General features: G+C 63.0%; 23 protein-coding genes and 1 tRNA gene. 15 read left to right on the forward strand and 9 right to left on the reverse strand.

All coding sequences use genetic code 11. The features are described from left to right. Positions 1-12: 12 nt before the first annotated feature. Positions 13-588 (forward strand): D-Ala-D-Ala carboxypeptidase family metallohydrolase, encoded by a 576-nt coding sequence (locus QYE47_RS08635; protein WP_026031858.1) that lies wholly within the window; start codon positions 13-15, stop codon positions 586-588. On the opposite strand, the gene QYE47_RS08640 is transcribed toward QYE47_RS08635, so the two are convergent. Next, on the reverse strand, positions 528-1,445 hold the full coding sequence (locus QYE47_RS08640; protein WP_014589637.1) for a LysR substrate-binding domain-containing protein: 918 nt from the start codon (positions 1,443-1,445) through the stop codon (positions 528-530). The two genes, QYE47_RS08635 and QYE47_RS08640, sit on opposite strands and share 61 nt — an antisense overlap. Before the next feature lie 227 nt (positions 1,446-1,672). On the opposite strand from QYE47_RS08640, the gene QYE47_RS08645 reads away from it, so the two are divergent. Further along, positions 1,673-2,287 carry a LysE family translocator gene (locus QYE47_RS08645; RefSeq protein ID WP_070383436.1) on the forward strand — a complete coding sequence of 205 codons (615 nt, stop codon included), beginning with the start codon at positions 1,673-1,675 and terminating at the stop codon, positions 2,285-2,287. Positions 2,288-2,417: 130 nt separating this feature from the next. Here QYE47_RS08645 and QYE47_RS08650 read toward each other — a convergent pair. After that, a tRNA-Met gene (locus QYE47_RS08650) sits at positions 2,418-2,494 on the reverse strand. Between the two features lie 95 nt (positions 2,495-2,589). After that, complete coding sequence (locus tag QYE47_RS08655) at positions 2,590-3,513, reverse strand: FecR domain-containing protein (RefSeq protein WP_014589639.1); 924 nt, start codon at positions 3,511-3,513, stop codon at positions 2,590-2,592. Positions 3,514-3,706: 193 nt separating this feature from the next. On the opposite strand from QYE47_RS08655, the gene QYE47_RS08660 reads away from it, so the two are divergent. From QYE47_RS08660 to QYE47_RS08670, 3 genes are all read left to right on the forward strand, one after another. Further along, a complete protein-coding gene (locus QYE47_RS08660) occupies positions 3,707-4,921 on the forward strand; it encodes an MFS transporter (RefSeq protein WP_014589640.1) in 1,215 nt (404 codons plus the stop codon). Between the two features lie 103 nt (positions 4,922-5,024). Next, positions 5,025-5,162 carry a hypothetical protein gene (locus QYE47_RS08665; RefSeq protein WP_019437911.1) on the forward strand — a complete coding sequence of 46 codons (138 nt, stop codon included), beginning with the start codon at positions 5,025-5,027 and terminating at the stop codon, positions 5,160-5,162. Between the two features lie 83 nt (positions 5,163-5,245). Continuing rightward, positions 5,246-6,403: an MFS transporter gene (locus QYE47_RS08670; RefSeq protein ID WP_014589641.1), complete on the forward strand. Its 1,158-nt coding sequence runs from the start codon at positions 5,246-5,248 to the stop codon at positions 6,401-6,403. A gap of 7 nt (positions 6,404-6,410) precedes the next feature. Here QYE47_RS08670 and QYE47_RS08675 read toward each other — a convergent pair whose 3' ends face one another. Together QYE47_RS08675 and QYE47_RS08680 are read right to left on the reverse strand one after the other, a co-directional pair. Then, positions 6,411-7,367, reverse strand: a complete 957-nt coding sequence (locus QYE47_RS08675; protein ID WP_019437910.1) for a FecR domain-containing protein — start codon at positions 7,365-7,367, stop codon at positions 6,411-6,413. Next, on the reverse strand, positions 7,354-7,869 hold the full coding sequence (locus QYE47_RS08680) for a sigma-70 family RNA polymerase sigma factor (RefSeq protein WP_070383437.1): 516 nt from the start codon (positions 7,867-7,869) through the stop codon (positions 7,354-7,356). The genes QYE47_RS08675 and QYE47_RS08680 overlap by 14 nt, the downstream gene beginning before the upstream one ends. A 171-nt stretch (positions 7,870-8,040) precedes the next feature. Between QYE47_RS08680 and QYE47_RS08685 the strand changes: the two genes are divergently transcribed. The 3 genes from QYE47_RS08685 to QYE47_RS08695 are packed head-to-tail and all read left to right on the forward strand — an operon-like array spanning position 8,041 to position 12,235. Further along, on the forward strand, positions 8,041-8,667 hold the full coding sequence (locus QYE47_RS08685) for a DNA-3-methyladenine glycosylase (RefSeq protein WP_014589644.1): 627 nt from the start codon (positions 8,041-8,043) through the stop codon (positions 8,665-8,667). 47 nt (positions 8,668-8,714) lie between these two features. Beyond that, positions 8,715-9,767: a bifunctional DNA-binding transcriptional regulator/O6-methylguanine-DNA methyltransferase Ada gene (gene ada / locus QYE47_RS08690; protein ID WP_014589645.1), complete on the forward strand. Its 1,053-nt coding sequence runs from the start codon at positions 8,715-8,717 to the stop codon at positions 9,765-9,767. 56 nt (positions 9,768-9,823) lie between these two features. Continuing rightward, entirely contained in the window at positions 9,824-12,235 is a 2,412-nt protein-coding gene (locus QYE47_RS08695) for a DUF3772 domain-containing protein (protein ID WP_070383438.1), read from the forward strand. A gap of 26 nt (positions 12,236-12,261) precedes the next feature. On the opposite strand, the gene QYE47_RS08700 is transcribed toward QYE47_RS08695, so the two are convergent. The 4 genes from QYE47_RS08700 to QYE47_RS08715 all read right to left on the reverse strand — a co-directional run bounded on the left by QYE47_RS08700 (position 12,262) and on the right by QYE47_RS08715 (position 17,483). Beyond that, entirely contained in the window at positions 12,262-13,479 is a 1,218-nt protein-coding gene (locus QYE47_RS08700; RefSeq protein ID WP_070383439.1) for a DUF3422 domain-containing protein, read from the reverse strand. A gap of 578 nt (positions 13,480-14,057) precedes the next feature. Beyond that, the gene (locus tag QYE47_RS08705; protein ID WP_301158935.1) at positions 14,058-15,488 is read right to left on the reverse strand and encodes an aldehyde dehydrogenase family protein; all 1,431 of its coding nucleotides are present in this window, start codon (positions 15,486-15,488) and stop codon (positions 14,058-14,060) included. Positions 15,489-15,501: 13 nt separating this feature from the next. After that, a complete protein-coding gene (locus tag QYE47_RS08710) occupies positions 15,502-17,001 on the reverse strand; it encodes a cytosine permease (RefSeq protein ID WP_004575698.1) in 1,500 nt (499 codons plus the stop codon). A 92-nt stretch (positions 17,002-17,093) separates the two neighbouring features. Beyond that, positions 17,094-17,483, reverse strand: coding sequence for a nuclear transport factor 2 family protein (locus QYE47_RS08715; RefSeq protein ID WP_004575697.1), 390 nt, complete (start codon positions 17,481-17,483; stop codon positions 17,094-17,096). A 208-nt stretch (positions 17,484-17,691) separates the two neighbouring features. On the opposite strand from QYE47_RS08715, the gene ycaC reads away from it, so the two are divergent. From ycaC to QYE47_RS08750, 7 genes are all read left to right on the forward strand, one after another. After that, positions 17,692-18,312: an isochorismate family cysteine hydrolase YcaC gene (gene ycaC / locus QYE47_RS08720; RefSeq protein ID WP_010951959.1), complete on the forward strand. Its 621-nt coding sequence runs from the start codon at positions 17,692-17,694 to the stop codon at positions 18,310-18,312. Between the two features lie 106 nt (positions 18,313-18,418). After that, the gene (gene ppk2 / locus QYE47_RS08725) at positions 18,419-19,234 is read left to right on the forward strand and encodes a polyphosphate kinase 2 (RefSeq protein WP_070383440.1); all 816 of its coding nucleotides are present in this window, start codon (positions 18,419-18,421) and stop codon (positions 19,232-19,234) included. Between the two features lie 36 nt (positions 19,235-19,270). After that, complete coding sequence (locus QYE47_RS08730) at positions 19,271-20,467, forward strand: monovalent cation:proton antiporter-2 (CPA2) family protein (RefSeq protein ID WP_070383441.1); 1,197 nt, start codon at positions 19,271-19,273, stop codon at positions 20,465-20,467. A gap of 40 nt (positions 20,468-20,507) precedes the next feature. Further along, complete coding sequence (locus QYE47_RS08735) at positions 20,508-21,605, forward strand: AI-2E family transporter (protein ID WP_014589652.1); 1,098 nt, start codon at positions 20,508-20,510, stop codon at positions 21,603-21,605. 3 nt (positions 21,606-21,608) lie between these two features. Then, entirely contained in the window at positions 21,609-23,123 is a 1,515-nt protein-coding gene (locus tag QYE47_RS08740) for an efflux transporter outer membrane subunit (protein WP_014589653.1), read from the forward strand. Continuing rightward, positions 23,120-24,217, forward strand: coding sequence for an HlyD family secretion protein (locus QYE47_RS08745; RefSeq protein WP_014589654.1), 1,098 nt, complete (start codon positions 23,120-23,122; stop codon positions 24,215-24,217). Before QYE47_RS08740 ends, QYE47_RS08745 begins: the two co-directional genes overlap by 4 nt. After that, entirely contained in the window at positions 24,207-25,229 is a 1,023-nt protein-coding gene (locus tag QYE47_RS08750) for a DUF2955 domain-containing protein (protein WP_070383442.1), read from the forward strand. The genes QYE47_RS08745 and QYE47_RS08750 overlap by 11 nt, the downstream gene beginning before the upstream one ends. Positions 25,230-25,243 lie beyond the last annotated feature (14 nt).

The following is a 25,243-nucleotide window of genomic DNA, read 5'->3' on the forward strand; positions in this document are numbered from 1 at the left end:
GACGGATAAAGAATGAGAAAACTGCTTTTGGCAGCAAGCCTGTGTAGCGCAAGCGCTGCTCACGCTGACGAGCGTGACGTGTGGATGTTCGCCCAGTGGGCGGGTGATCATCAAACCCGCCCCTTCCGTGAAATGCTGGTAGATGCCCGGCTTTACGGTGTAGTGCCAATTCACCAGTTGCTGCGCTCGGCATCGGACTGGAAACTGTGCAACGCATCGCCTTTCGCCGTACCGCCCCCCGGCAATTGGGCCGCTGTGCGCTCGACCCTCGCGTTGATCAAGGCACTCGACGATCAAGGCATCCTGCGCCAGTTCGAGGTGGTTTCGGCTTACCGTGAGCCGCGCCTGAACGCCTGCGCGGGCGGGGCGGCCAACAGTGCGCATACCCGCGCGTTCGCCGTCGATATACTGCTGCCGGCCTGGGCCGACCCCAATCCGCTGTGCCGTTTCTGGCAGCAGCACGGCCAAGCCTGGAACATGGGGCTGGGCCGCTACCCATCAGGCCGTATCCATTTGGATACCGCCGGTTATCGCACCTGGGGTGGTGATGGCGGTGCGGGGGCGTCGTTCTGTATCAACCCCAAATGAGCCAGGCACTCCCGGCATTCGTCCATTATCCACCCGGCGAAGCGCTGGCGCTTGCCGCTGTCGGCCAGAGGCTGCGGGCTGAGCAGGTGGTAGGCCGAGCCATCGCACACAAAACCGAACGGCGCCTGCAGCTGCCCGCTGTCGAGTTCGTCGCGCACCATCAGGGCTGAGGCAATGGCCAGGCCCAGTCCGGCGCTGGCGGCCTGAATCGACAGGTAGAAATGTTCGTAGTCGCTGCGTTCGCAGTGCCGCGCCTGCTGGCCGCTCAGGCGCAGCCAGGTGGGCCAGGCAGCAGGCCGGGTGGCGCTGTGCAGCAGCCGTTGGCCATCGAGTCTGGCGCTGGCGGCGGGGTGGCACACCGGGCCGATCCATTCATCGCAGATTTTCTGGCTGTACAGCTGGTTGTCCCAGTGGAAGTCGTCGCGGCGAATTGCCAGGTCGACACCGCTGCGGGCGAAGTCCAGCGGGCCGCCTGCGGCTACCAGGTGCAACTGAAGGTCGGGGTGGGTGGCATGGAAGCGCGGCAGGCGCGGTATCAGCCAGCGCATGGCAATGGTCGGCTCGCAAGACAGCACCAGCACATTGTCGCGAGCTTGTTGCTGCAGGCGCTGCACAGCACCTTCGAGTTGTTCGAAGATCGCCTGGGTGGTGCTTTGCAGGGCACGACCGGCGGGGGTGAGGAAAATGGCCCGGTTGCGGCGCTCGAACAGTTCCACGCCAAGGCTTTCTTCCAGCAGGCGTATTTGGCGGCTGACCGCGCCGTGAGTGACGTGCAAATGTTCGGCGGCACGCACGAAGCTTTCGGTCTGGGCGGCAATGTCGAAGTAGCGGAAGGCGTTGAGTGGCGGCAGTTTCATGATATCCCTGTTCAGCTGTGCCGGCCTCTTCGCGGGTAAACCCGCTCCTACATGGCCACATATTTCCCTGTAGGAGCGGGTTTACCTGCGAAGAGGCCAAGGCAGGCTGTACATATCTGTGAGTAAAACTATCAGATTCATCTCAGCATAAATCGATTTTTCCGCATCTGTAAGCGCTTGATAATCGGCGGTCTGTGCATTTCCATCGCCTATCGAGAGCCCTCAGCATGACCGAACTCATCGCCGTCGCCCTGTTCACCCTGCTCGCCGTCATCAGCCCCGGCGCGGACTTCGCCATGGTCACCCGCAGCAGTTATGCGCAGGGGCGCAAGGCCGGGCTGGCTGCTGCTGTGGGCATCGCCCTGGGGGTGCAGGTGCATGTGTTGTACACGGTGTTGGGCATTGCCGTGATCATCAGCCAGAGCCCGACGCTGTTCTTCGTCATGAAGGTGCTGGGTGCGGGCTACCTGATCTACCTCGGGTACAAGTCATTGACCAACACCCGACGCATCAGCCTGGACGGGGTTGGCCAGTCTGCTGCCAGCGTACTGCAAGCGCTGCGCACCGGCTTTTTGACCAACGCCCTAAACCCCAAGACCATGTTGTTTGTCATCAGTGCCTTCACCCAGGTGGTGCAGCCTGGCAGCCCGCTGGCGCTGAACTTCGCCTACGGTGCGTTCATGTCCGTTGCCCCTTGGCTATGGTTCAGCCTGGTGGCGGTATTTTTCTCCAGTACGGCATTGCGCAGGGCGATGATCGAGCGGCAAGTGCTGGTGGACCGGGCCATTGGTCTGGCATTGATCGGGCTTGGCCTGGCTGTGGCGGTGACCGGAATACGTTGAGGCGACGATAGCTGCGCCGAAACCTGTGATTCGGCTCCCGGCTGCTGCGGGATTGGTTGGCGCGGGCATCAGCAACTTTTTCGCAGGCAAAGAAAAAGGGCTTACCTTGCGGTAAGCCCTTTGTCTTGTTTGGTGGCTACACAGGGACTTGAACCCCGGACCCCAGCATTATGAATGCTATGCTCTAACCAACTGAGCTATGTAGCCGATGGCGCGCATTATTCTCTTGAACGCCCCCTCTGTCAACACTCATTTCAAAAAAAATTTGCACGCTTTCAAAAACTTAGCGGCCAGCCCCGGTTTCAGCGCACCACAAGCCAGTGCCCGAGCACGCCCAGCAACTGCAACTGCTGGGCTGCAGCCAAGGATTGCAGGCTTTGGCCAGGCTGGTCGAGGTTGAAGTCGCCGCTTACACGGCGATGAGCCACTTGTTCATCCATCATCCACAGACGCTGCCCTTGGTAACCGGCAAGGCGCTCCAGCACCTGCCTCAATGGCATGTCTGTGGCTTTCAGGCGGCCATTGCGCCAACTGTCAGCGGTTTTCAGATCAGCCTTACGCACCGGGTCGATGCGTGTGTCATCGAAGGTTACCCGCTCACCCGCCGAGACCATCCGCTGCTCACCCCCCTGGGTGACCATGGCCTTGCCACTGAATACCACGAGTTCGTCGCGCCCTGCATGGCGGGCTATCTGCAAGCGAGTGCCGTATACCTGGATGCGTGCGTTGCCCACTTCCACGTCCATGGCGCGCCCGTCGAGCACGACTTCCAGATGCACCTGGCCCTGCACCAGGTGCAGTTGGCGGGTGCGGCCGCGCAGGTCGACGTTCATCGCGCTGGCGCTGTCCAGGTTCAATGTCGTGCCATCCGCCAAGCGTATGCTGCGGCGCTCTCCCACATCGGTGTGCAGCTCGCTGGCCAGACGCTGCATCAGCGGCCAGTACAGGTAAGCAGCAGCACCCAACCCTAGCAAAAACGCAAGCGCCAACCATTTACCCAGGTGACTGCGACGGACAGTGACATGCCGTGGGCGAGGGCGGGCAGGTGCGGGTTGCAGCTGTTGCCAGAACGTCTCCAGCTCGGCGTAGGCGTGGGCGTTCTCTTGTACCTGACACCAGGCCGCAAATGCCTGGCGCTGGGTTTCGTCGCAACCGGGCTGGCGCAGCAACGAAAACCACGCCAGCGCTTCCTGTTGCGGATCGGGCTGCAGCTGCTTGGCGGACATCGGGCTCATGGGGGCGGTCTGCTCACGATAGGGGCCGTTTGGCCTAACGATGACGGGAGTCATTGGCAGAAGATGCTAATTATATTGAGAACCATTTTCAAGTACGCGGCGACAGGGGGATAAAAAAGGTAGCTATGTATCTATTTGATTCCTGATAATCGGATCCCAAACCAGAGGACGGAGATTTAGGCAAATGGCCACCAGTAGTGCCTCCACCGCATCCAACCCGGCAGCGGCAAGCCAAGCCTCGCCGATGGTTATGCGTATCATCGGTTTCTGCGCCTTGGCGCACTTGATCAACGACCTGATCCAGTCGGTGCTGCCGGCGATTTACCCGATGCTCAAGGCTAACTACGACCTGAGCTTCGCCCAGATCGGCATGATCACGCTCACGTTCCAGATCACCGCCTCGCTGTTGCAGCCTTGGGTTGGCTTCTTCACCGACCGCCGGCCCACGCCGAATCTGTTGCCGCTAGGCACCCTGTGCACATTGGTGGGGATTGTGATGCTGGCCTTCGTTGGCAGTTTCCCGATGATCCTGCTGGCGTCGGCGCTGGTGGGCATTGGCTCGTCGACCTTCCACCCGGAAACCTCGCGTATTGCACGGCTGGCCTCGGGCGGGCGCTTCGGCCTGGCCCAATCGACCTTCCAGGTCGGTGGCAACACCGGCTCTGCTCTGGGCCCGCTGCTGGCAGCGGCCATCGTCATACCGTTCGGTCAGACCCATGTGGCCTGGTTCGGCCTGGCCGGGCTGTTCTTCCTCGGCGTTACCCTGATGCTGCGCGGCTGGTACAAGGAACACCTCAATCAGGCCAAGGCGCGCAAGGCAGTTCAGGCCACCCACGGCATTTCGCGCAATCGGGTAATCGCGGCGCTGATCGTGCTGGGCTTGCTGGTGTTCTCCAAGTACTTCTACATGGCCAGCTTCACCAGCTACTTTACCTTCTACCTGATCGAGAAGTTCGGTGTGTCGGTGGCCAGCTCGCAGCTGCACCTGTTCCTGTTCCTCGGCGCGGTGGCGGCGGGCACCTTTTTTGGCGGGCCGATCGGTGACCGTATCGGACGCAAGGCTGTTATCTGGTTTTCGATACTGGGCGTGGCGCCGTTCACGCTGGCGCTGCCGTATGCCGACTTGTTCTGGACCACGGTGCTGAGCGTGGTGATCGGCTTTATCCTGGCTTCGGCGTTTTCCGCGATCGTTGTGTATGCGCAGGAACTGGTGCCGGGCAGCGTGGGCATGATTGCCGGGATCTTCTTCGGCCTGATGTTCGGTTTTGGCGGCATTGGCGCTGCGCTGTTGGGGTACGTAGCGGACCTGCGTGGTATCGAATATGTGTATGGGTTGTGTTCGTTCCTGCCATTGTTCGGGTTGTTGGCGGTGTTCCTGCCAAGTACAGGTAAACGCTGAACGCGCCGGGGGCCTGACAGCGGCCCCCGGGCAATTGACTAGCCCCCTGGAGGTGGCTAGAGTGCCGCCTCTTTTTTCAATCACCTGCGTAGTAGCCAAAGCAATGCGCCGTACCCAGTCCCTCCCACACGCCCGCCAGCCTGCCCTTCAGGCGCTGCGTCGTGCATGGCCGAGTGACACGGTGCTCAAGCGCCGCCGCAGCGTGCTGTTTGCCTTCACCTTCTCGCCACACCTCGCCTGAACTGATCTGCGCTTTAGCGTCGCTCGCCGTTCTGGCGTGCGCGTCTGTTTCTGCACGTCTTTTCGGTTTGCCAGGAGTGGTACATGAACATGCGTTTATTGGCGGGCCTGTTGTTCGCCGTTTCTGTCGTGGGTTTCAGTTTGGGGGCCAGCTTGCCGCTGGTGTCGTTGCGCCTGCATGAAGCGGGGGCGAGCACCCTGGAAATCGGCATCATCTCGGCCATCCCTGCCGCCGGCATGATGCTCTCGGCTTTTCTGGTCGACGTCTGCTGCCGCCATCTCACCCGGCGTACTATCTATCTGCTGTGTTTCAGCCTGTGCACGGTCAGCATCGCCTTGCTCGAGTCCGCGTTCGGCTCGTTGTGGCTGCTGGCGTTGCTGCGCCTGGGCCTGGGGCTTGGCATGGGGATCGCCATCATCCTCGGCGAGTCGTGGGTCAACGAACTGTGCCCCGAACATAACCGCGGCAAGATCATGGCCCTGTACGCCACCAGCTTTACGGGCTTTCAGGTGCTGGGCCCGGCCATGCTGGCAGTGCTGGGCGCCGATAGCCCGTGGATCACGGGTGTTGTCACGGTCTGTTATGGGCTGGCGTTGCTGTGCATTGTGCTGACTGTGCCCAACGACCATGTCGAGCACGAAGAGGGCGAAAAAAGCTTCGGCCTGGCCGGGTTCTTCCGGGTGGCACCGGCGTTGTGCATGGCGGTGCTGTTCTTCTCGTTCTTCGATGCCGTGGTGCTGTCGCTGCTGCCGGTGTACGCCACCAGCCATGGCTTTGCCGTTGGCGTGGCGGCGTTGATGGTGACGGTGGTGTTTGCCGGCGACATGCTTTTCCAGCTGCCGCTGGGCTGGTTGGCCGATCGGGTTGAGCGCACAGGGCTGCACCTGGCGTGCGGGCTGGTGGCGATGGTGATCGGCATCGGTTTGCCTTGGCTGCTGAATCTGACCTGGCTGCTGTGGCCGCTGCTGGTGGTACTGGGCGCGGTGGCGGGGGGGATCTATACCTTGGCGCTGGTGCTGATCGGGCAGCGCTTCAAGGGCCAGGACCTGGTCACTGCCAACGCCAGCGTGGGCTTGCTCTGGGGCGTAGGCAGCCTGGTCGGGCCGTTGGTCAGTGGGGCGGCCATGAATGTCGCGCCCCACGGTTTACCCATGGCGCTGGCACTGATGGCCGGGCTGTTCGTGTGCTTTGCCAGGCAGTCATACCGGCGCCGTGGGCGGATGCGGGCTGTGGCGCAGTGATATCCCTTTACGCCGCGCCGATGCTTACCCAGTAGCGCGTTCTGTACTCGACCCGCACGGGCAGGCTGCGGGTGAGCAGTTGCAGGATTTGCCCAGTGTCAGCCAACTGATAGGTGCCGGAAACCTTCAAGCCCGCCACTTCTGGAGCGCAGCGCAACAGGCCCGGTCGGTAGCGGCCGAGTTCGCTGGCAAACTCGGCAAGCGGCATCTGCTGCACGCTGAGTACACCTTCGGTCCAACCCCAGGGGTCGTTGTGCAGTGCTCTGGCCTGAATGCTGCCTTCGGCTGTGATTTGCAAGGTTTCACCGGGCAGCACCTGCCTCGCTGACGCCGAGGCAGGGAACAGCGTGACTTCACCACGCCGCACCGACAGCAGCAGGCCCTGGCTGTTTTCGCGCAGCAACAGCTGGCCATCGAAGGTGGTCAGCGGGCCGACAGGGGTGGCGACGTGGAATGGGCGGTTGTCGTTGGGGTTGCTGTCCAGGCTGACCTCGCCATGGATCAGTTTCAGCTGGCGTTGTTCCGCGCTGTAGTGCAAGTCGATGGCACTGGCAGTGTTGAGCTGCAGACGACTGCCGTCACTGCCTTGCCATTGACGCCGTTCGCCTGTGGCAGTGCTGGTGTCGGCCAGCAGTTGTGGCAGGCCCAGCGGTTCGCGCGCGGCCCAGCCCAGGCTGCCGCCGACGGCCAACAGCCCCAGCAACTTCAGGTGGTCCCTGCGGCTGGCTTTTGGGTGCTGGCTAGCGTCCAGGGTGCGCCGGCTCAGGTCCTTGGGCAGCCCGGCCAGTTCATCACCCAGATTACTGACCCGCTGCCAGGCCAGGCGGTTGTGTGGGTGGCTGGCCAGCCAGTGTTGAAACTGCTGCTCGGTGCGCGGGCTGGGGGTATCGAAACGCAGCTTCACCAGCCAGTCGATGGCCTGATCGACCTGCGCCTGTGCGGGCGTACCATCAGGCATCGGCATAGCGCAACCGGTAGCAGGCGCCCAAGGCTTTGGCCAGGTCGCGCTCAACAGTGGCCCTGGACACTCCTAGACGTTGGGCAACCTGCACGATGCTCAAACCGTCTAGCTGGGCCAGCAGGAACGCTTGGCGGACGCGCGGTTTCAACTGCTGCAAGGCGCGGTTGAGGCGTTCCAGGCTATCGAGGAGGACAAGCTTATCCTCTTCGCTGGGCACTTCTGCTTCGGGCAGGTGAGCCAGGCTCTCCTGATAGGCCCGCTCCAGCGCGCGGCGTCGGAACTGGTCGATCATCAAGCCACGGGCGATGCTGCTGAGGTAGGCACGGGGTTCTTTGAGCGGTGACACCTGGCGGGCGCGCAACAACCGCACGAAGGTATCCTGGGCCAGGTCTGCGGCATGTTCACTGCAACCGACCCGGCTGCGTAACCAGCCACGCAACCAGGCATGGTGAGACTGGTAGAGCAGAGCGACCTCGTTGGGCTTGAGCGTGTCGTTGATCTGCATCGTAGAGAAGGCCCAGTCCAGTGTTGTGTGCGATTGTGAATAGTTCTCAATTCTATGCGGGGAAGATGGCGCGGAGCAATGGCATGCCAAAGATTAGCTGCGCAAGAACCGGCGTTTGCCCGATGAACGGCTGCGCTAAGCTGGAACTGCAATCGACTTGATGGAGGTGCCATGATGCTGGCCGACCTTTCGCCTGAGGCCTATCGCGAGGCCGCGCAACACCTGGCGGCACTTGACCCGGACTGGTCACGGCATATCGCAGCGATCGGGCCCTGCCTGCACCAGGCTACCCCGGGACGGGAGCCTTATGAGGCGTTGGTGCGGGCGATTGCCTATCAGCAACTGCACGCCCGTGCCGCCGAGGCGATCCTGGGGCGTTTGCTGGCACTGTTCCCGGCAGATGATTTTCCGCAGCCAGAGCAGTTGTTGGCGGTAACCCCGGAAACCCTGCGTGCCTGCGGCTTTTCGGCGAGCAAGCTGGTGACGGTCCAGGGCATTGCTCAAGCCACTCTGGAGGGCCTGGTACCGACGCGGGAGCAGGCGTTAAACATGGCTGACGAGGCGTTGATCGAACGCCTGGTGGCGCTGCGTGGGGTAGGGCGGTGGACGGTGGAGATGCTGCTGATCTATAGCCTGGGCCGTTCTGACATTCTGCCGGTGGACGATTTTGGCGTGCGTGAGGGGTATCGGCGGCTCAAAGGGCTGGAGACGGCGCCGACACCGGCGCAAATGCGTTCGCTGGGCGGCGCCTGGCGGCCATTTCGTACCGTGGCGGCCTGGTACCTGTGGCGGGCCTGAGGTTTTTGCATCGCCCGTACAGGCAACAACATATCCGGGAAACAAAGATGAACCTCTACACCACCCCCGACCAACGCTGGCAAGCCTTAAAGAGCCGCGACACTGCCGCCACAGGCCACTTTGTCTACGCCGTACGTACCACTGGCGTCTACTGCCACCCCGGCTGCAAATCACGCCAGGCCAAGCGCATGAACGTCGAGTTCTACGACACTGCCGCAGCCGCCGAGGCTGCCGGCTACCGTGCTTGCAAACGCTGTATCAGCAAGGCCAGCGCCACCCGCCACAGCCAGCTGGTTACCCACGCCTGCCGCTTGATCGAAACCAGCGACCCCGCGCCAAGCCTCGACCAACTCAGTGCACGGCTGGCCGTCAGCCCCTTCCACCTGCATCGGCTGTTCAAGGCCGAAACCGGGGTTACCCCCAAAGCCTACGCCATGGCCTTCCGTGCCCGGCGCCTGCGTGCGCACCTGGAAGGCGGCCAGCACTCAGTCACCGATGCTATCTACAACGCCGGCTACAACTCCAACAGCCGCTTCTACGAAAGCGCCGACCAGCGCTTGGGCATGCGCCCCCGGCAATACCGCGCCGGCGGTGCCGGGGCAACCATTCACTTCGCCCTTGGGCAGTGCTCGCTGGGTGCAATACTGGTCGCCCAGAGCGACAAGGGCATCTGCGCGATTCTGCTGGGCGACGACCCCGAGGGCTTGTTACACGAGCTGCAGGATCAGTTCCCCAAGGCCCACCTGATTGGCGGCGACAGCGCCTACGAAAACATGGTTGCCGAAGTGATCGGTTTCGTCGAAGCGCCAGCCTTGGGCCTCGCCCTGCCGCTGGATGTGCAAGGCACCGCGTTTCAGGAGCGGGTGTGGCAGGCGCTGCGTGAGGTGCCGGCCGGAAGCCGGGTCAGCTACACCGACATCGCCGAGCGCATTGGCGCCCCCAAAGCCGTGCGGGCGGTAGCCATGGCCTGCGCGGCCAACCGTATTGCCGTGGCCATCCCTTGCCACCGCGTGGTGCGCCGGGATGGCGACATCAGCGGTTACCGCTGGGGCGTGGAGCGCAAACAGCAATTGCTGAAGCGAGAAACGGCACTCTCCTGACCGCCCGAAGCCGCGTAGAATCTCCCGCCAAATCGAATTGCAAAGAGGAATATTCGATGAGGCGTGTCAGCCTTGCCCGTTATTGCCCAGGTGTGATTGCCCTGCTGGCCCTGATGCTGTTGTTTGTCAGCCCGACCTGGTCGGCCCCGGCCACGCCATTGTCCAACCTGGCGGCTGCCGAGGCGCCCGCACTGGACGAAAACGCCAGCCTCGAACAGCTGAGCGACCGCTTGGACCTCATCCGGCAAGGCGTCACCAGCGAGGCCAACGACGACGTGCTGTCGCAACTGCGCCTGGGCGCGATGCAGGTTCAGCGTCAAGCTGATGCATTGAGTGCGCTGCGCACTGCCGATGTGGGAAAACTCGACGATCAGCTGAAGGTCATCGGCCCGGCCCAGCCGGACGAGGCCGCTACCCTGACGCAGCAGCGCAAAGCGCTGGAGGCCGAGAAAAAGGCGCTGGTAGCCCAGCAGGATCAGGCCACCAAGCTGACCCAGTCGGCCCGTGACCTGTCCACGCAAATCGTCAACCTGCGCCGCAGCCAGTTCAACTCGCAAATCACCAGCCGTGCAGCCTCGCCGCTGAGCCCGGCGTTCTGGCAGAGCATCATCCGCCCCACCCAGGACGACGTGGCGCGCCTGCGTGATCTGCGCGGCGAGGCGGCCGATGCCATCAGCAGCGCCTTCAGCGCCGAAAACCGCTGGCAGTTCGTTGCCAGCCTGGTGGCGGCAATTCTGGTGTGGACGTTGGTAAGGCGCGTGCTTGAACGCTTGCTGGCCAGTGCCATGATCCGTTGGTTACCGGAGGGCCGCCTGCGCCGCAGCGCCTTGGCTCTGGGCGTTAGCCTGGCAACCCTGGGCACCATCGCCGGCTCGGTGTCGTTGCTGCGCTGGGGGCTGGAAAGCAATGCAAGATTGGGTTCGGATATCGCCAGCCTGACCAATCACATTCTCACTCTGGTGGTGTTCAGTGCCTTCATCACAGGCCTGGGCCGCGCCATGCTGATGCTGCAGCGTCCGTCCTGGCGGCTGCCGGCGATCCACGACGAAGTCGCCAGTGCGCTGGGCTGGTTCCCGAAGGTGCTGGCATTGGCACTGATGGTCATGATGACCATGGAGCGCATGAATAGCGTGATCGGCGCCAGCCTGGCGCTGACGGTGGCTGTCAACGGGCTGACCGCGCTGGTGGTGGCGCTCACCTTTGCAGGCGCGCTGCTGTGTTACCGCCGCACCCTGCGCAAGCATGGCCTGGAGCGCCCGACGGGCCTGGCCGGGCTCATCCCGTTCGTGATGGTCATCTGGCTGACGTTGATCCTGCTGGCCCTGCTCACCGGCTACCTGACACTCGCCTATTTCCTCACCGCCAAGCTGTTGTGGGTCAGCCTGGTGATCACCTGCGCCTACTTGCTGACCACCTTCTTCGGCGACCTGTGCGAAACCCTGCTGTCGCCCCGCCAGCCCGGTGGCCTGGCACTGGCGTCGACCCTGGGTCTGGCGCCTCGCCACCAGGCCCAGGCCAGTACCATACTGGCCGGCATCGGCCGCACTGTCGTGCTGTTCCTGGCACTGCTGCTGGTGTTGATGCCGTCGGGCACCAGCCCTAGCGAATTGCTGTTGAGTCTGGGCGACTGGGATGGGACCGGCGGCAAGGTGCTCGGCAACCTGAACATCGTGCCGCAGGACATCATGCTGGCCTTGGCGATCTTCCTCGGCGGCCTGTTCGCCATCCGTGTGGTCAAGCGCTGGCTGAGCGACCGCCTGCTGCCGGAAACCGAGATGGACGCCGGTATGCGGGCCTCGCTGGTGACCTTGGTGGGTTACCTGGGTTTCCTGTTCCTGGCCATGCTGGTGATGTCGACCTTGCGTATCAACCTCACCAGCCTGACCTGGGTGGTCAGTGCCCTGTCGGTCGGTATCGGTTTCGGTTTGCAGCAGATCGTGCAGAACTTCATTTCCGGCCTGATCCTGCTGACCGAGCGCCCGGTGAAGGTCGGCGACTGGGTCAGCCTGGCGGGTGTCGAGGGTGATATCCGCCGCATCAATGTCCGCGCCACCGAGATCCAGATGTCTGACCGTTCCACGGTGATCGTGCCCAACTCGCAGTTCATTTCGCAGAACGTGCGCAACGTGACCATGGGCAATGCGCTGGGCGTGGTCAGCATTACCCTGACACTGCCGCTGGAGACCGATGCCAACCGTGTGCGTGAGCTGCTGCTGGCGGCTTACCATGAGCATGAGGCGATTCTGGATGCGCCAGCTACCTCGGTGTCGTTCAAGGACCTGACGGCCAGCGGCATGGTGATTGGTGTGAGTGGCTATGTGGCCGGGCCGCGGCAGGTATCGGGAGCCCGCAGCGACCTGCTGTTCACCATTCTTGGCCGGTTGCGTGATGAAGGCATTCCACTGTCTTCGCCGCAGAGCATGGTGCTGGTGCAGGAAGGTGCGCGGCCGGCTGACGAGTCGGTGTAGGCATTGGGGGGCAAGGCACCCCCAACTCAATGTTGTTTGGCCTGCCTGATACGCAGCAGTATCACCAGCAGCACCAGCAGTACTGGCGGCGCCATGGCCATCAAGCCATCGCGCGCCGTCAGTCCCAACCCCAGTACATTCAGCCCGCCATACAAAAGCTTGAACAGATTCAGCAGGTAATAGGTGATGGCGATGATCGACAGCCCCTCCACCGCTCGCTGGATTTTCACCTGGGCATCTGCCCGGGCATTGAGGCTGCGCAAGATCTCGGCGTTCTGCTCCTCCATCTCAACTTGCACCCGCGCCTGCAGCAAGTCGCCCAGGTTGGCCACGTTCTTCGCCAACTGCTCCAGCCGTTGCTCGGTGGCTGCGCAGTAACGCACGGTCGGCTTGAACCGGCGCTCGATGAATACCCCAAGGCGCTGGCAGTCGCCCACATGGCTTTCCCGCAACTCCCCCAGGCGTTCGAACACCAGCTGTGCGTAGGCCTGGGTGGCGCCAAAGCGGTGACGGGTTTTTACCGTGCGGCTTACAACCTGACGTGACAGGTGGGCAATGGCTTCCAGCAGCCCCTTGGAATCATGGCCATCGATCCCGGCACTGCGCTCGGAGAGGCAGACCAGGGTCTTGTCGAAGGTATCCAGTTCCTGGCTCAGTTGCTTGGCCGTGCTCAGGGTCAGCGAAGCCATCATGCGGTACGTCTCGATTTCCAGCAGGCGGCGGATCATGCGGCCCTGGCGGTAGGCGTTGAGGCGCCTGTTGATGAACAGGAAGCGGTTGGTGCCATCCTCGGTCAGGCGGAAGTCGCTCCACACCACCGCATCGCCACCACCCACGCACGAGCCGCACGGGTCTTTGAAACCGTAATCGGCCAGGTTCAGGTCCTGTTCGTGACGTACCAGCACCTGCACTGCATTGATCACCTGCGCCACCTGCGGCGCAATCGCCTCGGCCAGCACCGGCGGCAGGGTTTGCCATGTGGTATCGGCTGTGGTGCATGGCACAACCAGCGTCAACGTGAAGAACTCGGTGTGCCGCTCCCATTTGAACGGGTGGCCATCCATGGCAGTGATGCCTTGTGCGGCACCGGTGTCCGAAACATCAGGGCAGCAGCGCTGCAGCAATGCTGTACAGGCAGCATCGCCGCCGAGCAAGGCCAGGTGGAAGACATGCGCCGGGCCGTCGAAATAAAGTGACGGACGGGCGTGCAGTTCATTGTGCAAGGCGGTGCGTTGAGGGTGCATGGGTGGTCCGGCCTGGTGTTGTGATTATGGGGGTACCAGGAAGTGGGACTTTGCGGGCAATGGAGAAAGTCACGCGGGGGAATGTTTGTATGACCTGTACCGGCCTCTTCGCGGGTGAAACTGCTCGTGGGCGCTCAACATTTTAAAAGCCTTCGCGGTCGCCTGTAGGAGCGGGTTCACCCGCGAAAGGGCCGGCCCTGCTGGCCAATTTCCACCCGCCGCTCACCGTCGCAGCCGCCACCGTATTCGCGGGTAAACCCGCTCCTACACACAGTACAGGCCGTTGTAGGAGCGGGTTCACCCGCGAACACCGGCAAAGCCGGTGCCATCCACCGCGTTGGTTTTCTTCGCGGGCATGCCCGCTCCCACAAGATGACCACAGGGCTGAGGTGTTGTGGATTACCTGTGGGGGCTTACCCGCGAGGAGGCCGGAAAACCATAGATTTCGCCTTGCCCCACGGTTTGATAATTAATCACCTCGATTTCAAAGCCTTTCCAGGCATTGCCGCCGTTGAAGCTGCAGGTTGCTGTCTATCGACTGACACCGGTGAAAAGCTTCAACCCGGCCCCTTGCGGTATCAGCCCAGACAGCGGGTTACATGCTTGACCGACTGATAGGCTGACAACCCCCAAGGCCCCAGCTCACGGCCGATCCCGCTGCCCTTGGTGCCCCCCCATGACGTTTCGACGAACACCGCCTGCACCGAGTTGATCCACACATGACCAACCTCCAGCGCATCGGCCACGCGCTCGGCGCGCTCCAAGTCGGCGGAGCACACCGTGGCTACCAACCCGAAGCGGCTGTCATTGGCTTCGGCAATGGCCTGTTCCTCGCTGGCAAAGCGCCGTGCACAGAGCACCGGGCCAAAGATTTCCTCGGTCCACAGGCGGCTGTCCTTCGGCACATCGGTATACAGCGTCGGGCTGACGAACCAGCCTTCACGGTCCAGTGCATGGCCGCCAGCCAGGCACTGCAAACCTTCTTCCCGCGCCGTGGCAAAGTAGCTGGCTACCTTCAGCCATTGTGCCTGGCTGGTCAGCGGACCCATGTCGACCTCTTCGGTCAAAGGATTACCCACCCGCAGGTTTTCCAGTGCCGCCTGCAAGCGCGGCAGCAGTGCATCGGCAATGCCGTCCTGCACCAGCAGCCGCGATGTGGCCGAACACATCTGGCCGGCGTTCCAGGTGATGCCGGCAACAATCCATTCCACCGCTTGGTCGACATCGCAATCATCGAACACCACGATGGCCGACTTGCCGCCCAGTTCCAGTGTCACCGGCCGGCACTGCGCCGACGCGCTGCGCATCACCTGGCTGCCGACGCTGTTGCTACCGGTGAAGGACAGCTTGTCCAGGCCGTTGTGATTGCTCAGCGCGGCGCCGGTCTCGGCCTTGCCGTTGACGATGTTCAGCACCCCGGCGGGTAGGCCCAGGGCGTCGGCGATCTGGCCGTAGGCCTGTTCGATCAGCGGGGTGACCTCTGAAGGCTTGAGCACCACGGTGCAACCGGCGGCCAGGGCCGGGGCAAGTTTCCAGGCGCTGGTCACCAACGGGAAGTTCCACGGCACGATCAGGCCGACCACGCCCACCGGTTCAAGGCGGGTGCGGGCGGTGAAACCCGGCGCGGCCAGCGGCACAGTGCGTTTTTTCGATGGCAGCCGCTCGGCCAGCTCGGCGTAATAGCCAAAGGTGGCGATGGCGTCATCCAGGTCAATTTCCGCTTCGTGACGCGGTTTGCCGTTATTGCGCATCTGCAGGGTGACAAGCGCTTCACGGCGTTGCCCGAGCTGTTCGGCAAAACCACGCAGGAAGGCGGCACGTTCACTGGCGCAGGTGCTTTTCCAGGCGGGCAGGGCGCTGCGGGCAGCGGCGACGGCCTGGTCGACCTGGCTCACGCTTGCGGCCATCAGCTCGGCGAACGGTTGCCCCAGCGCAGGGTCGGTGACACTGATGCAGTCGCTGCCTTGGCCTTCGACCCAATGGCCGGCGATATAGTGGGAAGTGGTCATGGTCGGTTTCCAGTCAGGCCATTTCGGCGGTGGTCACAGGCGTATGCGCGGTGCTTTTGCAACGCACCCATCGCGGGCCCAGGGGGCCATAAACGCCAGCAGGTTCAGGGAACAGGTTGAGCAACAGCAGGTACAGCACGCCAGCCAGCCCCAGCGTGACCGGCAGGCTCAGGTCGATGCCGCCCGCCAGGTCGCCCAGTGGGCCGACGAACTGCCCCGGCAGGTTGACGAAGCACAGGCCAACCGCCGCGCTGGGGATCCACGCCCCCATGCCGCGCCAGTTCCAGCCGTGCAGGAACCAGTAGTGGCCACCACGCTGGCCACGGGTGAATACCTGCAGGTCGTCGGCGTGGTAGAAGCCGCGGCGGGTAATCAGGCCAAGGATCATGATCACCATCCACGGGCTAGTGCAGGTAATGATCAGCACGGCAAAGGTCGATACGCTCTGCACGAGGTTGAAGGTGAAGCGGCCAATGAAGATGAAGCCGATCGCCAACACGCCGATCAGCAGGGTGGCGCCGGCTCGGCTTAGCAAGCGTGGGAACACGCTGGACATGTCCAGGCCGGTGCCATACAGCGCGGTGGTGCCGGTGGACATGCCGCCGATCACCGCAATCAGGCACACCGGCAGGAAGAACCAGCTTGGCGCTACCGCCAGCAGGCCGCCGACATAGTTGTTGGCGGCAATGTAGTCCGGCGCCTGGGTGGCGACCAGGGTGGCCGTACACAGGCCGAACAGGAACGGAATCAGCGTCGCCCCCTGTGCCGCGATCACTGCCAGCATGATGCGTGCCTTGGGGGTTTCGCGTGGAATGTAGCGTGACCAGTCACCCAGGAAGGCGCCAAACGACACCGGGTTGCTCATGGCAAGGATCGCCGCGCCGACGAACGCAGCCCAAAAGCCTGCCTGGCCGAGGTTGACGCTGCCTGCGTAGCCGGCATCGAAGGGCCCGGCAAAGGCGACGATGCCCAGCAGGAACAGCAGGCTCGAGGCCCAAACGGCAATCTTGTTGACCCACAGCATGAAGCGGAAGCCAAAGATGCATACCACCAGGACCAGCACCGCGAACACACCGTAGGCCAGGCCCAGGGTCAGGTCGGTCTCTGGCAGGCCGGCCAGGCGCTTGGCACCACCGACCAATGCATCGCCCGAGCTCCATACCGAAAGCGAGAAAAACGCCACCGCCGTGAGCAGCGACAGGAACGAGCCGACGATGCGCCCGTGTACGCCAAAGTGCGCGCCCGAGGAAACGGCGTTGTTGGTGCCGTTAAGCGCGCCGAACAGCCCCATCGGTGCAAGGATCAGCGCGCCGATGCCAACGCCAAGCAGAATCGCCCACACACCCGCCTGGAAAGACAACCCGAAAAGCACCGGGAAGCTGCCCAGTACGGCGGTAGCGAAGGTATTGGCACCGCCGAAGATCAGGCGGAACAGGTCTAGCGGGGAGGCGTCGCGTTGATCGGCGGGGATCTGTTCGACGCCGTTGGTCTCGATACCGGTCGAGTGGCTCATGGTGGTGCTCCAGCGCGGTTGTTGTAGCCAGCGCAGTGCGCGGGCCTTTTTGTGGGTGCGATGGCAGGGCGGCAGTGCCGCGTAAAGGGTGATCAGGCCGGTGTTACGACCGACAGGTGCTCGTGGCAGGCCAGCCACTGGTCACCATGGCGACGGAAGACGATGGTCTCGCGCTCGCTCAACGGGTGCTCTTCACCGCCGATGCGGATACGCGTGGCCACATCGTGCATGAACACAGCCACGTCGCCTTGCAGGCTTACATGGGCGTTGCCCGATTCGCAGGCAAGCACGGTAAAGCCCTCGGCCTGCCACTGGGCCCAGAGCTCTTCATAGGCGCGACGCGACAACAGCGGATACGGCAAGGTGTGGAACAGAAAGGTGGCGTCTTCGCTGAAGCAAGCGAAATAGCGGGCGGTGTCGTTGCTGGCGAACGCCGCGACGAGGTCGGCGGCGGCTTGCCGCACTTGAAGTGTCTGGTCCACGGGAGTGGCCTCACGGTTTATTGTGATTGTGGTGAAGCGATTCTGGTGGCGGTGGGCGAGGGGAAAAATCGCTGGCGGCAAATAATCAGTTCAGGAATTTGTGAAGTGATGGGGGACGCCAGAACAGGCAAGCCGACTGACGGTCTCTCCCACCCCCCATCCTTGCCTACGCTGATACTCCCAACCCGCTGAAGCAAGGAGATCCACCGTGGCCTTCCAATACAAGCGTCTGGACAAGAACAACGCAGCCGTACTGCTGGTCGACCATCAGACCGGTTTGCTCTCGCTGGTAAGGGACATCGACCCCGACCGCTTCAAGAACAACGTGTTGGCCCTATCCGACCTGGCCAAATACTTCAAGCTGCCGACCATCCTCACCACCAGTTTCGAGACGGGGCCCAACGGCCCGCTGGTGCCGGAACTGAAAGAGCAGTTCCCTGATGCCCCCTACATTGCACGTCCGGGCAACATCAACGCCTGGGACAACGAAGATTTCGTCAAAGCGGTAAAAGCCACCGGCAAGAAGCAGCTGCTGATTGCTGGTGTGGTCACTGAAGTATGCGTGGCCTTCCCGGCCCTGTCGGCATTGGAGGAGGGCTTCGAGGTATTCGTCGTCACCGACGCCTCTGGCACGTTCAACGAACTGACCCGTGATTCGGCCTGGCGACGCATGGAGGCTGCCGGGGCGCAGCTGATGACCTGGTTCGGCGTGGCCTGCGAACTGCACCGTGACTGGCGCAACGACATCGAAGGGCTGGGTACCCTGTTCTCCAACCATATCCCGGACTACCGCAACCTGATGACCAGTTACAACAAGCTGGCCAAATAGTGCCTCCCGGGGGCTGCACGACAGCCCCCACATCAATCTGCAAGCGAAGCGGCAAACTGGAATTAATCGACCATACTCACTCTTCATTCGCCTTCAGGAGCGTGTCATGTCGAAGCCGTCCAGCAAGCCCCCCCTAAAACAGGCAGAAAAGCTGGGCGGCAAGGCCTACGAAAAAGCGCTCAAGAACCTGCATGTAGAGCTGGTGAAGCTACAGGAGTGGGTGGTCGCCAAGGGCCTGAAGGTATGCATTGTCTTCGAAGGCCGCGATGGCGCCGGCAAGGGCGGCACCATCAAGGCCATTACCGAGCGTGTCAGCCCACGGGTGTTCCGTGTGGTGGCGCTGCCCGCACCGACCGAGCGGGAAAAGACCCAAATGTACCTGCAGCGCTACCTGGGCCATCTGCCAGCGGCGGGCGAAGTGGTGATCTTTGATCGCAGTTGGTACAACCGAGCGGGCGTTGAGCGGGTAATGGGCTTTTGCTCTGGTGAGCAAGTGGACAAGTTTCTGGCCGGTGTACCTGTGTTCGAAAGGGTCATGGTCGATTCGGGGATCATCCTCATCAAGTACTGGCTTGAAGTCAGCGCCGATGAGCAGACCCGGCGCCTGCAGGACCGCATCAACGACGGCCGCAAGCTGTGGAAGTTATCGCCGATGGACCTCAAGTCGTATACCCGCTGGGATGACTACACCCAAGCGCGTGACGACATGTTCCAGGCGTCGGATACCGCCTGGGCACCGTGGTTCATGGCCAATTCCAACGACAAACGTCGCGCGCGACTGAATATCATCAGCCACCTGCTCAGCCGTATTCCCTACAAGGACATAACCCGCGACCAGCAGGTGAAGCTGCCCAAGCGCGGCAAGATCGGCAAGTACAAGGCGGTCGCCTACCCGTTCAAGTTCGTCGAAGAACGTTTCTGAATCCCTCCCAGCAGGGAGCTGCGAAGGTACGAGCTCATGCCACATGACGGCAGCCTGTTGCAGGCGACGGTGGTATTCCTTTTGGCTGTGGTGCTTCTGGTACCGCTGGCGCAGCGTTTGAAAATGGGCGCAGTACCGGGATACCTGTTGGCGGGTATCCTGATTGGTCCGTCGGTGTTTGGCCTGCTCGGCAACCCGGACAACGTGGCGCGGCTGTCGGAAATGGGCGTGGTCATGCTGTTGTTCGTGATTGGCCTGGAGCTGTCCCCAAAGCGTCTGTGGACCATGCGCCGGGCGCTATTTGGCGTCGGCAGCTTGCAAGTGGGGCTGACCGCTGTGCTGCTTGGGCTACTGGCATTCTGGCTGTTCGACCAATCTAAACCTGCCGCCATCGTGCTGGGCCTGGGCCTGGCGCTGTCGTCCACCGCCTTTGGCCTGCAGGTACTGGCCGAGCGCAAGGACCTGGGCAAACCTCATGGCCGCCTGGCCGTGGCCATCCTGCTGTTCCAGGACATTGCCGCCATTCCCTTGATTGCCGTGGTGCCGCTGCTTGGAGGCGATGTCAGCACTGCTGACGAAGGTGCCTGGCCCTTGCTGGCTGTGGTTGTCGGCATTGGTGTGCTGATTGTTTTTGGCCGTTATCTGCTGACCCCGATATTCAAGTGGACGGTGGGTTCGGGCCTGCCTGAACTGTCGACCGCCACGGCCTTGCTGGTCGTGCTGGGCACCGCTTGGTTGATGGAGCATGTGGGTGTGTCGATGGCGCTGGGGGCCTTCCTGGCCGGTGTGCTGATGGCCGAGTCGCCGTTTCGCCACGAACTGGAAACCCAGATCGAACCGATCAAAGGCCTGCTGCTGGGACTGTTCTTCGTTGGCGTAGGTATGAGTGCCGACCTGCGCCTGCTGTTCGGCATGCCGCTGATGGTGCTGGGCCTGACTGTGCTGCTGGTGGTGATCAAGCTGCCCTTGCTGTATGGCCTGGGGCATACGGTCGGTGGGCTCAACCAGGCCCAGGCGCTATGCCTGGGCGTGGTGCTGGCTTCGGGTGGCGAGTTCGCCTTCGTGGTGTTCAAGCTGGCGCTGGAGCACCAGGTACTCACCCAGCAGGTACACGACCTGCTGGTGCTGGCCATCACCTTGTCGATGGCGGTGGTGCCCTTGGTCATGATGGCCTTGGCGCGGCAGCTGCGCGATGACAGCCCTGTGCAGGCATCCCCTGAAACGGGGCAGTGAGTTGCGCCGTGCTGGTGCATTGAATATCGGGAGATGAATCATGCAGTCGAGTTTCAAGTTGGACAGCGCCCTTTCGCGGGGCTTGCTCGATGTGCTCATCAAGGCCGGTCTGGTGGCAGCCTTGGTGATCTTCGCCTTCCAGGTGTTCCAGCCGTTCCTGGAGTTGATGCTGTGGGCGGTGATTCTGGCGGTCACCTTGTACCCATTGCATTGCCGCATCCAGCGCCGCACCGGGCTCAAGCAAGGCTATGCGGCGACGCTGGTGGTGCTATTGGTTCTGGTGCTGCTGCTGGTGCCTATCTACCTGGTGGTGATGTCCATCGGCGAATCGGTGGACAGCCTGGTGACGCTACTCAAGAGCGGCGCCTGGAGCGTGCCGGTCCCGCCTGATTCCGTGGCGGCCTGGCCACTGATCGGGCCGAAGGTGTACGCGCTGTGGTTGGCGGCCTCCGAAAACATGGCCAGTGTACTGAATCAGTGGATGCCCCAGATCAAGGGGGCCGGGCTAACGGTGCTGGGCGCTGCGGCCAGCGCCGGCGGGGCCTTCCTTCTGTTCATCGGCGCAATCATCATTTCCGGGGTCATCATGGCCTTCGGTGAACGAGGTGAAATCGCTACCCAACGCATCGCCATGCGGGTTTCAGGCGCAGAGCGCGGTAAACCCTTGGCCACGCTGTGCACGGCCACCATTCGCGCGGTGGCACAAGGGGTGATCGGCATTGCCTTCATCCAGATGCTGCTGATCGGTGTCGGTTTTGTCGTCAAAGGGGTTCCCGGTGCCGGGATGCTGGCCATCGTCATCCTCATGCTGGGCATTGCCCAGGCCCCGGCGACGCTGGTGACCTTGCCGGTGATCATTTATGTGTTCAACGCCGAAGGCTTCACGGTGGCGACCATCATTTTTGCCATCTACACCTTCGTCGCCGGCCTTGCCGACAACGTGCTCAAGCCGCTGCTGCTGGGGCGCGGAGTTGATGTACCGATGCCGGTGGTACTGATCGGGGCATTGGGCGGCATGGTGGTCAAAGGCATCATCGGTTTGTTCATCGGCCCGGTAATCCTCGGCGTGACGTACGTGCTGTTCTGGCAATGGGTTGCGCTGCAGGTGCCGGAGCAACCGGCACCACCTGCCGCCTGAGCCATGCCCAAGCGCTGCTATGGCCTGGGGCTGCTGATGGTGCTGGCCGGTTGCACTCAGGTTGGTCCGGATTTCGAGAAGCCCCAAGTGCCGTGGCTGGACGGCTGGAGCACGCCAATGCTGGAGCAGGCAGGGCGCAGCGCGGCTGCGCCCGGCCTGCGCCAGTGGTGGGCGGTGTTTGCCGACCCGACGCTGGACGCGCTGATAGCCGAGGCCGACGCCAACAACACCAACCTGCGCGTGGCTGGCCTGCGTATCGCTGAAGCCCGTGCCCAGTTGGCCATCGTGCAGACCGGGCGTTATCCGCAGCTGCAGCAACTGAGTGCGCAAAGCCTGTACCTGAAGCAGGATCAGTCTGGTACGCCTTCGGCCCGTGATTCGGTGTTCTGGCAATCCAGCGTGGGCTTCGACATCGGCTGGGAAATTGACTTCTGGGGCCGCTTCAGTCGTGCCATCGAAAGCGCCGATGCCGTCTACTTCGCCTCCCAGGCCAACTACGCCGATGCCATGCTGCTGCTGCGTGCGCAAGTGGCCGACACCTACTTTGCCCTGCGTACCGCCGAGGCGCGGCTGGCGATCGCACAAGAGAACGCCAAGCGCCAGGCGCGTAGCCTGGAGATTACCGAGCGGTTGTTCCGCCACGGCGAAAATGACGAGCTCGACTGGCAGCAGGCGCGTACTCAATATCTGGCGACCCTGGCCACCATTCCCGAATTCGAGAACCAGCTCAATGCCCTGCGCAACGTACTGTGCTCGCTGCTCGGCCGCCCACCCGGGCCGCTGCCGCAGCTGGAGGCCGGGCATGGCCAACTGCCCTTGCCCAACCGGGCAGTGTTGCAGGATGTACCTGCCAGCCTGCTGCAGCGCCGCCCGGACATCCGCGCCGCCGAGCAGGCAGTGGCGGCGCAGTCGGCGCTGGTCGGGGTGGCCGAGGCCGATCTTTATCCACAGCTGAGCTTGCTCGGCAGTATCGGCTGGACCTTCCTATCGGCCAATCATCTGCCCGACACCTTCGACCTGGCGGCTGGCCCAAGCCTGATCTGGAACCCGTTCGACTATGGCCGGCGCAAGAACACCGTACGCGTGGAAGATGCCCGGTTGCAGCAACTGATCGAGTTGTACCAGCAGGGCGTGCGCGAAGCCGCCCGTGAGGCCGACGATGCTGCCAGCGGGCTGGTGCGCTCGCTGCAGAGTGCAACCATTCGCGACCAGGCCTCTCAGGCTGCACAGCGCTCGCTGAATCTGGCCAGCTCGCAGTACCGTGAAGGCTTCGCCGATTTTCAGCGGGTGCTCGATGCTCAGCAACTGCTGTTGCAGCAACAGGACGGTTACCTGGTCAGCCGTGGCAACGCGGTCAGCAGCCTGGTGACTTTGTACAAGGCCCTGGGTGGTGGTTGGGACGCCAGCCGCGCGCCGCTCGACCCGGCCACCCGCCAGCAAATGCAGCAACGCACCGACTGGGGCGAGTTGCTCGACGAGCCAGCCCCCACCGCGCATGCACAAGGTGAAACCGAATGAGCGACGCCACGCCAACGCCGCCCCCGTCAGCCCCGGATCGCGGCATGCGCTGGGTGCTGCTGCTGATTGCCGTCAGCCTGCTCTGGTACTTGCTGGCTGACCGCTATACGCCGTACACCCAGCAAGCGCGCCTGCAGGCTTACGTGGTCCCGGTGGCCGCCGAAGTGGCCGGGCAGATCAAGCGTGTGGCCGTAGGCAACAACCAGGAGGTGCGCCAGGGCGATGTGCTGTTCGAACTCGATCAGGAGCAGTACCGCATTGCCCTGGCCCGCGCCGAAGCCGACCTTGATACCGTGCGCCGGCAGATCGGCGCCAGTACCGCCGGCATCGATTCGGCGCAGGCAGCGCTGGTGGCAGCCCAGGCCAACGAACGCAAGGCGCGGCAGGACGCCGAGCGCCTCAAACGACTGATTGACGAAGACCCTGGTACGGTGTCGGTGCGCCGCCTGGAAGGCGCCCAGGCCACTCGTGACCAGGCCATCAGCCAAGTGGCGGCAGCCCGCGCCGAAGTGGAGCGCGCCCGTGAGCAGCAGGGCGGGGCACAGGAAGACAACGCCCAACTGCGCAGTGCTGCGGCCAATGTGGAAAAGGCCCGCCTGGACCTTGCCCGCACCGTGGTGCGTGCCGACGCGAACGGGCTGATCACCGACCTGCGCACAGACGTTGGCCACTATGTCGGGGCAGGTAGCCCGATGATGACCCTGATCAGTATCCATGACGTGTGGATAAGTGCCGACATGACCGAGAACAACCTCGGTCGTTTGCGCCCTGAAACCCCGGTGCTGGTGGTGCTCGATGCGCTACCGGGCACCGTGTTGAAAGGGCGTATACGCAGCATTGGCTATGGCGTGAGCGTGGGCCAGAGCACGCCGCCGGGTACGCTGCCGACCGTGCAGAATAGCCGCGAGTGGCTGCGTTCAGCGCAGCGCTTTCCGGTGATTGTCGAGCTGGAGCGCGACCAGCTTCAGGACAAGACCGTGCTGCGGGTCGGTGGCCAGGCCGAGGTCATGGCCCTGCCCAGCGAAGGCAACCCACTGAACCTGCTGGGCCGGTTGTTCATGTGGCTGATGGGCTGGCTGTCGTATGCCTATTGAATTGCGCCGCCTGCGCGCACTGCGCCTGGCCTGGGGCGGGGCGCTGTGCCTGGCAGTGAGCTTCGGTCTAGGCTTGCCGGTGCCGATTCTGGCGCCGGTGTTTGCGGTGCTGTTGCTGGCCATGCGCAGTCAGCCATTGCCCCTGCGTGCAGCACCGGTCCTGGCGCTACTGGTGCTGCTCGCTTGCGGCAGCGGTTTGCTGCTGATTCCGCTGTTGCGCCATGCTCCGTTGGCTGGGGTGTTACTGGTCGGGGTGGGTGTTTTCCTGACCTTGCGCTATGCGCTGAAGGGCGGCAACGGCTTGCTGGCCAACCTGCTGGTGATCGGCCTGACCATGATCGCCGCTGCCGGCACCAGTGACTTCACCCTGGCATTGTCGGTGGTCGAAGCGCTGGCCAAAGGCATGCTGCTGGCAGTGCTGGGCACGTCGGTGGCGCATACGTTGTTCCCCGAACCTGCCAATGCGCCAGCACAGCCGGTGCCGCCGCTGTTGGGCAGCGAGCATGTCAGTTGGGTGGCGCTGCGTGCCACGTTGATCGTGATGCCGGCCTTTCTGCTGGCATTGATCGCTCCTGACCAGTACATGCCATTGATCATGAAGGCTGTGAGCGTGGGGCAACAAGCAGGCGAAACCCGCGCGCGGCACGCCAGCCGCGAGCTGATCGGTTCAACCTTGCTTGCCGGGGTGTTGGCGATAGTGCTGTGGGTAGCGCTGAGCCTGTTCGTTCACCTGTGGATGTTCTTCTTGTGGGTCCTGCTGTTCGCCCTCTGGCAGGCTCGGCGCCTGTATCAGGCGGTGCCGAGCCGGCAGAGCCCGGCGTACTGGGTCAGTTGCCTGACGACCATGCTGATCTTGCTGGGGCAGTCGGTGCAGGACAGTGCAGGTGGGCAGGATGTGTACAAGGCGTTTGCGGTGCGTATGGCGCTGTTTCTGACGGTATCGGTGTATGCCAGCGCCATGTTGATCTGGATTGACCGGCTTCGGAGTCGGCGCGGGCTTCTTCGCGGTTAAGCCCGCTCCCCCAG

The organism is Pseudomonas sp. 2,4-D, assembly GCF_030418155.1.
In the GTDB taxonomy this organism is placed as follows: Bacteria; Pseudomonadota; Gammaproteobacteria; order Pseudomonadales; family Pseudomonadaceae; genus Aquipseudomonas; species Aquipseudomonas alloputida.

What these genes read in the sequence shown, in the direction of transcription:
- QYE47_RS08635 (WP_026031858.1), top strand. Translation starts at nt 13, where the DNA reads ATGAGAAAACTGCTTTTGGCAGCAAGCCTGTGTAGCGCAAGCGCTGCT.
- QYE47_RS08640 (WP_014589637.1), bottom strand. Translation starts at nt 1,445, where the DNA reads ATGAAACTGCCGCCACTCAACGCCTTCCGCTACTTCGACATTGCCGCC.
- QYE47_RS08645 (WP_070383436.1), top strand. Translation starts at nt 1,673, where the DNA reads ATGACCGAACTCATCGCCGTCGCCCTGTTCACCCTGCTCGCCGTCATC.
- QYE47_RS08655 (WP_014589639.1), bottom strand. Translation starts at nt 3,513, where the DNA reads ATGTCCGCCAAGCAGCTGCAGCCCGATCCGCAACAGGAAGCGCTGGCG.
- QYE47_RS08660 (WP_014589640.1), top strand. Translation starts at nt 3,707, where the DNA reads ATGGCCACCAGTAGTGCCTCCACCGCATCCAACCCGGCAGCGGCAAGC.
- QYE47_RS08665 (WP_019437911.1), top strand. Translation starts at nt 5,025, where the DNA reads ATGCGCCGTACCCAGTCCCTCCCACACGCCCGCCAGCCTGCCCTTCAG.
- QYE47_RS08670 (WP_014589641.1), top strand. Translation starts at nt 5,246, where the DNA reads ATGAACATGCGTTTATTGGCGGGCCTGTTGTTCGCCGTTTCTGTCGTG.
- QYE47_RS08675 (WP_019437910.1), bottom strand. Translation starts at nt 7,367, where the DNA reads ATGCCGATGCCTGATGGTACGCCCGCACAGGCGCAGGTCGATCAGGCC.
- QYE47_RS08680 (WP_070383437.1), bottom strand. Translation starts at nt 7,869, where the DNA reads ATGCAGATCAACGACACGCTCAAGCCCAACGAGGTCGCTCTGCTCTAC.
- QYE47_RS08685 (WP_014589644.1), top strand. Translation starts at nt 8,041, where the DNA reads ATGATGCTGGCCGACCTTTCGCCTGAGGCCTATCGCGAGGCCGCGCAA.
- ada (WP_014589645.1), top strand. Translation starts at nt 8,715, where the DNA reads ATGAACCTCTACACCACCCCCGACCAACGCTGGCAAGCCTTAAAGAGC.
- QYE47_RS08695 (WP_070383438.1), top strand. Translation starts at nt 9,824, where the DNA reads ATGAGGCGTGTCAGCCTTGCCCGTTATTGCCCAGGTGTGATTGCCCTG.
- QYE47_RS08700 (WP_070383439.1), bottom strand. Translation starts at nt 13,479, where the DNA reads ATGCACCCTCAACGCACCGCCTTGCACAATGAACTGCACGCCCGTCCG.
- QYE47_RS08705 (WP_301158935.1), bottom strand. Translation starts at nt 15,488, where the DNA reads ATGACCACTTCCCACTATATCGCCGGCCATTGGGTCGAAGGCCAAGGC.
- QYE47_RS08710 (WP_004575698.1), bottom strand. Translation starts at nt 17,001, where the DNA reads ATGAGCCACTCGACCGGTATCGAGACCAACGGCGTCGAACAGATCCCC.
- ppk2 (WP_070383440.1), top strand. Translation starts at nt 18,419, where the DNA reads ATGTCGAAGCCGTCCAGCAAGCCCCCCCTAAAACAGGCAGAAAAGCTG.
- QYE47_RS08730 (WP_070383441.1), top strand. Translation starts at nt 19,271, where the DNA reads ATGCCACATGACGGCAGCCTGTTGCAGGCGACGGTGGTATTCCTTTTG.
- QYE47_RS08735 (WP_014589652.1), top strand. Translation starts at nt 20,508, where the DNA reads ATGCAGTCGAGTTTCAAGTTGGACAGCGCCCTTTCGCGGGGCTTGCTC.
- QYE47_RS08740 (WP_014589653.1), top strand. Translation starts at nt 21,609, where the DNA reads ATGCCCAAGCGCTGCTATGGCCTGGGGCTGCTGATGGTGCTGGCCGGT.
- QYE47_RS08745 (WP_014589654.1), top strand. Translation starts at nt 23,120, where the DNA reads ATGAGCGACGCCACGCCAACGCCGCCCCCGTCAGCCCCGGATCGCGGC.
- QYE47_RS08750 (WP_070383442.1), top strand. Translation starts at nt 24,207, where the DNA reads ATGCCTATTGAATTGCGCCGCCTGCGCGCACTGCGCCTGGCCTGGGGC.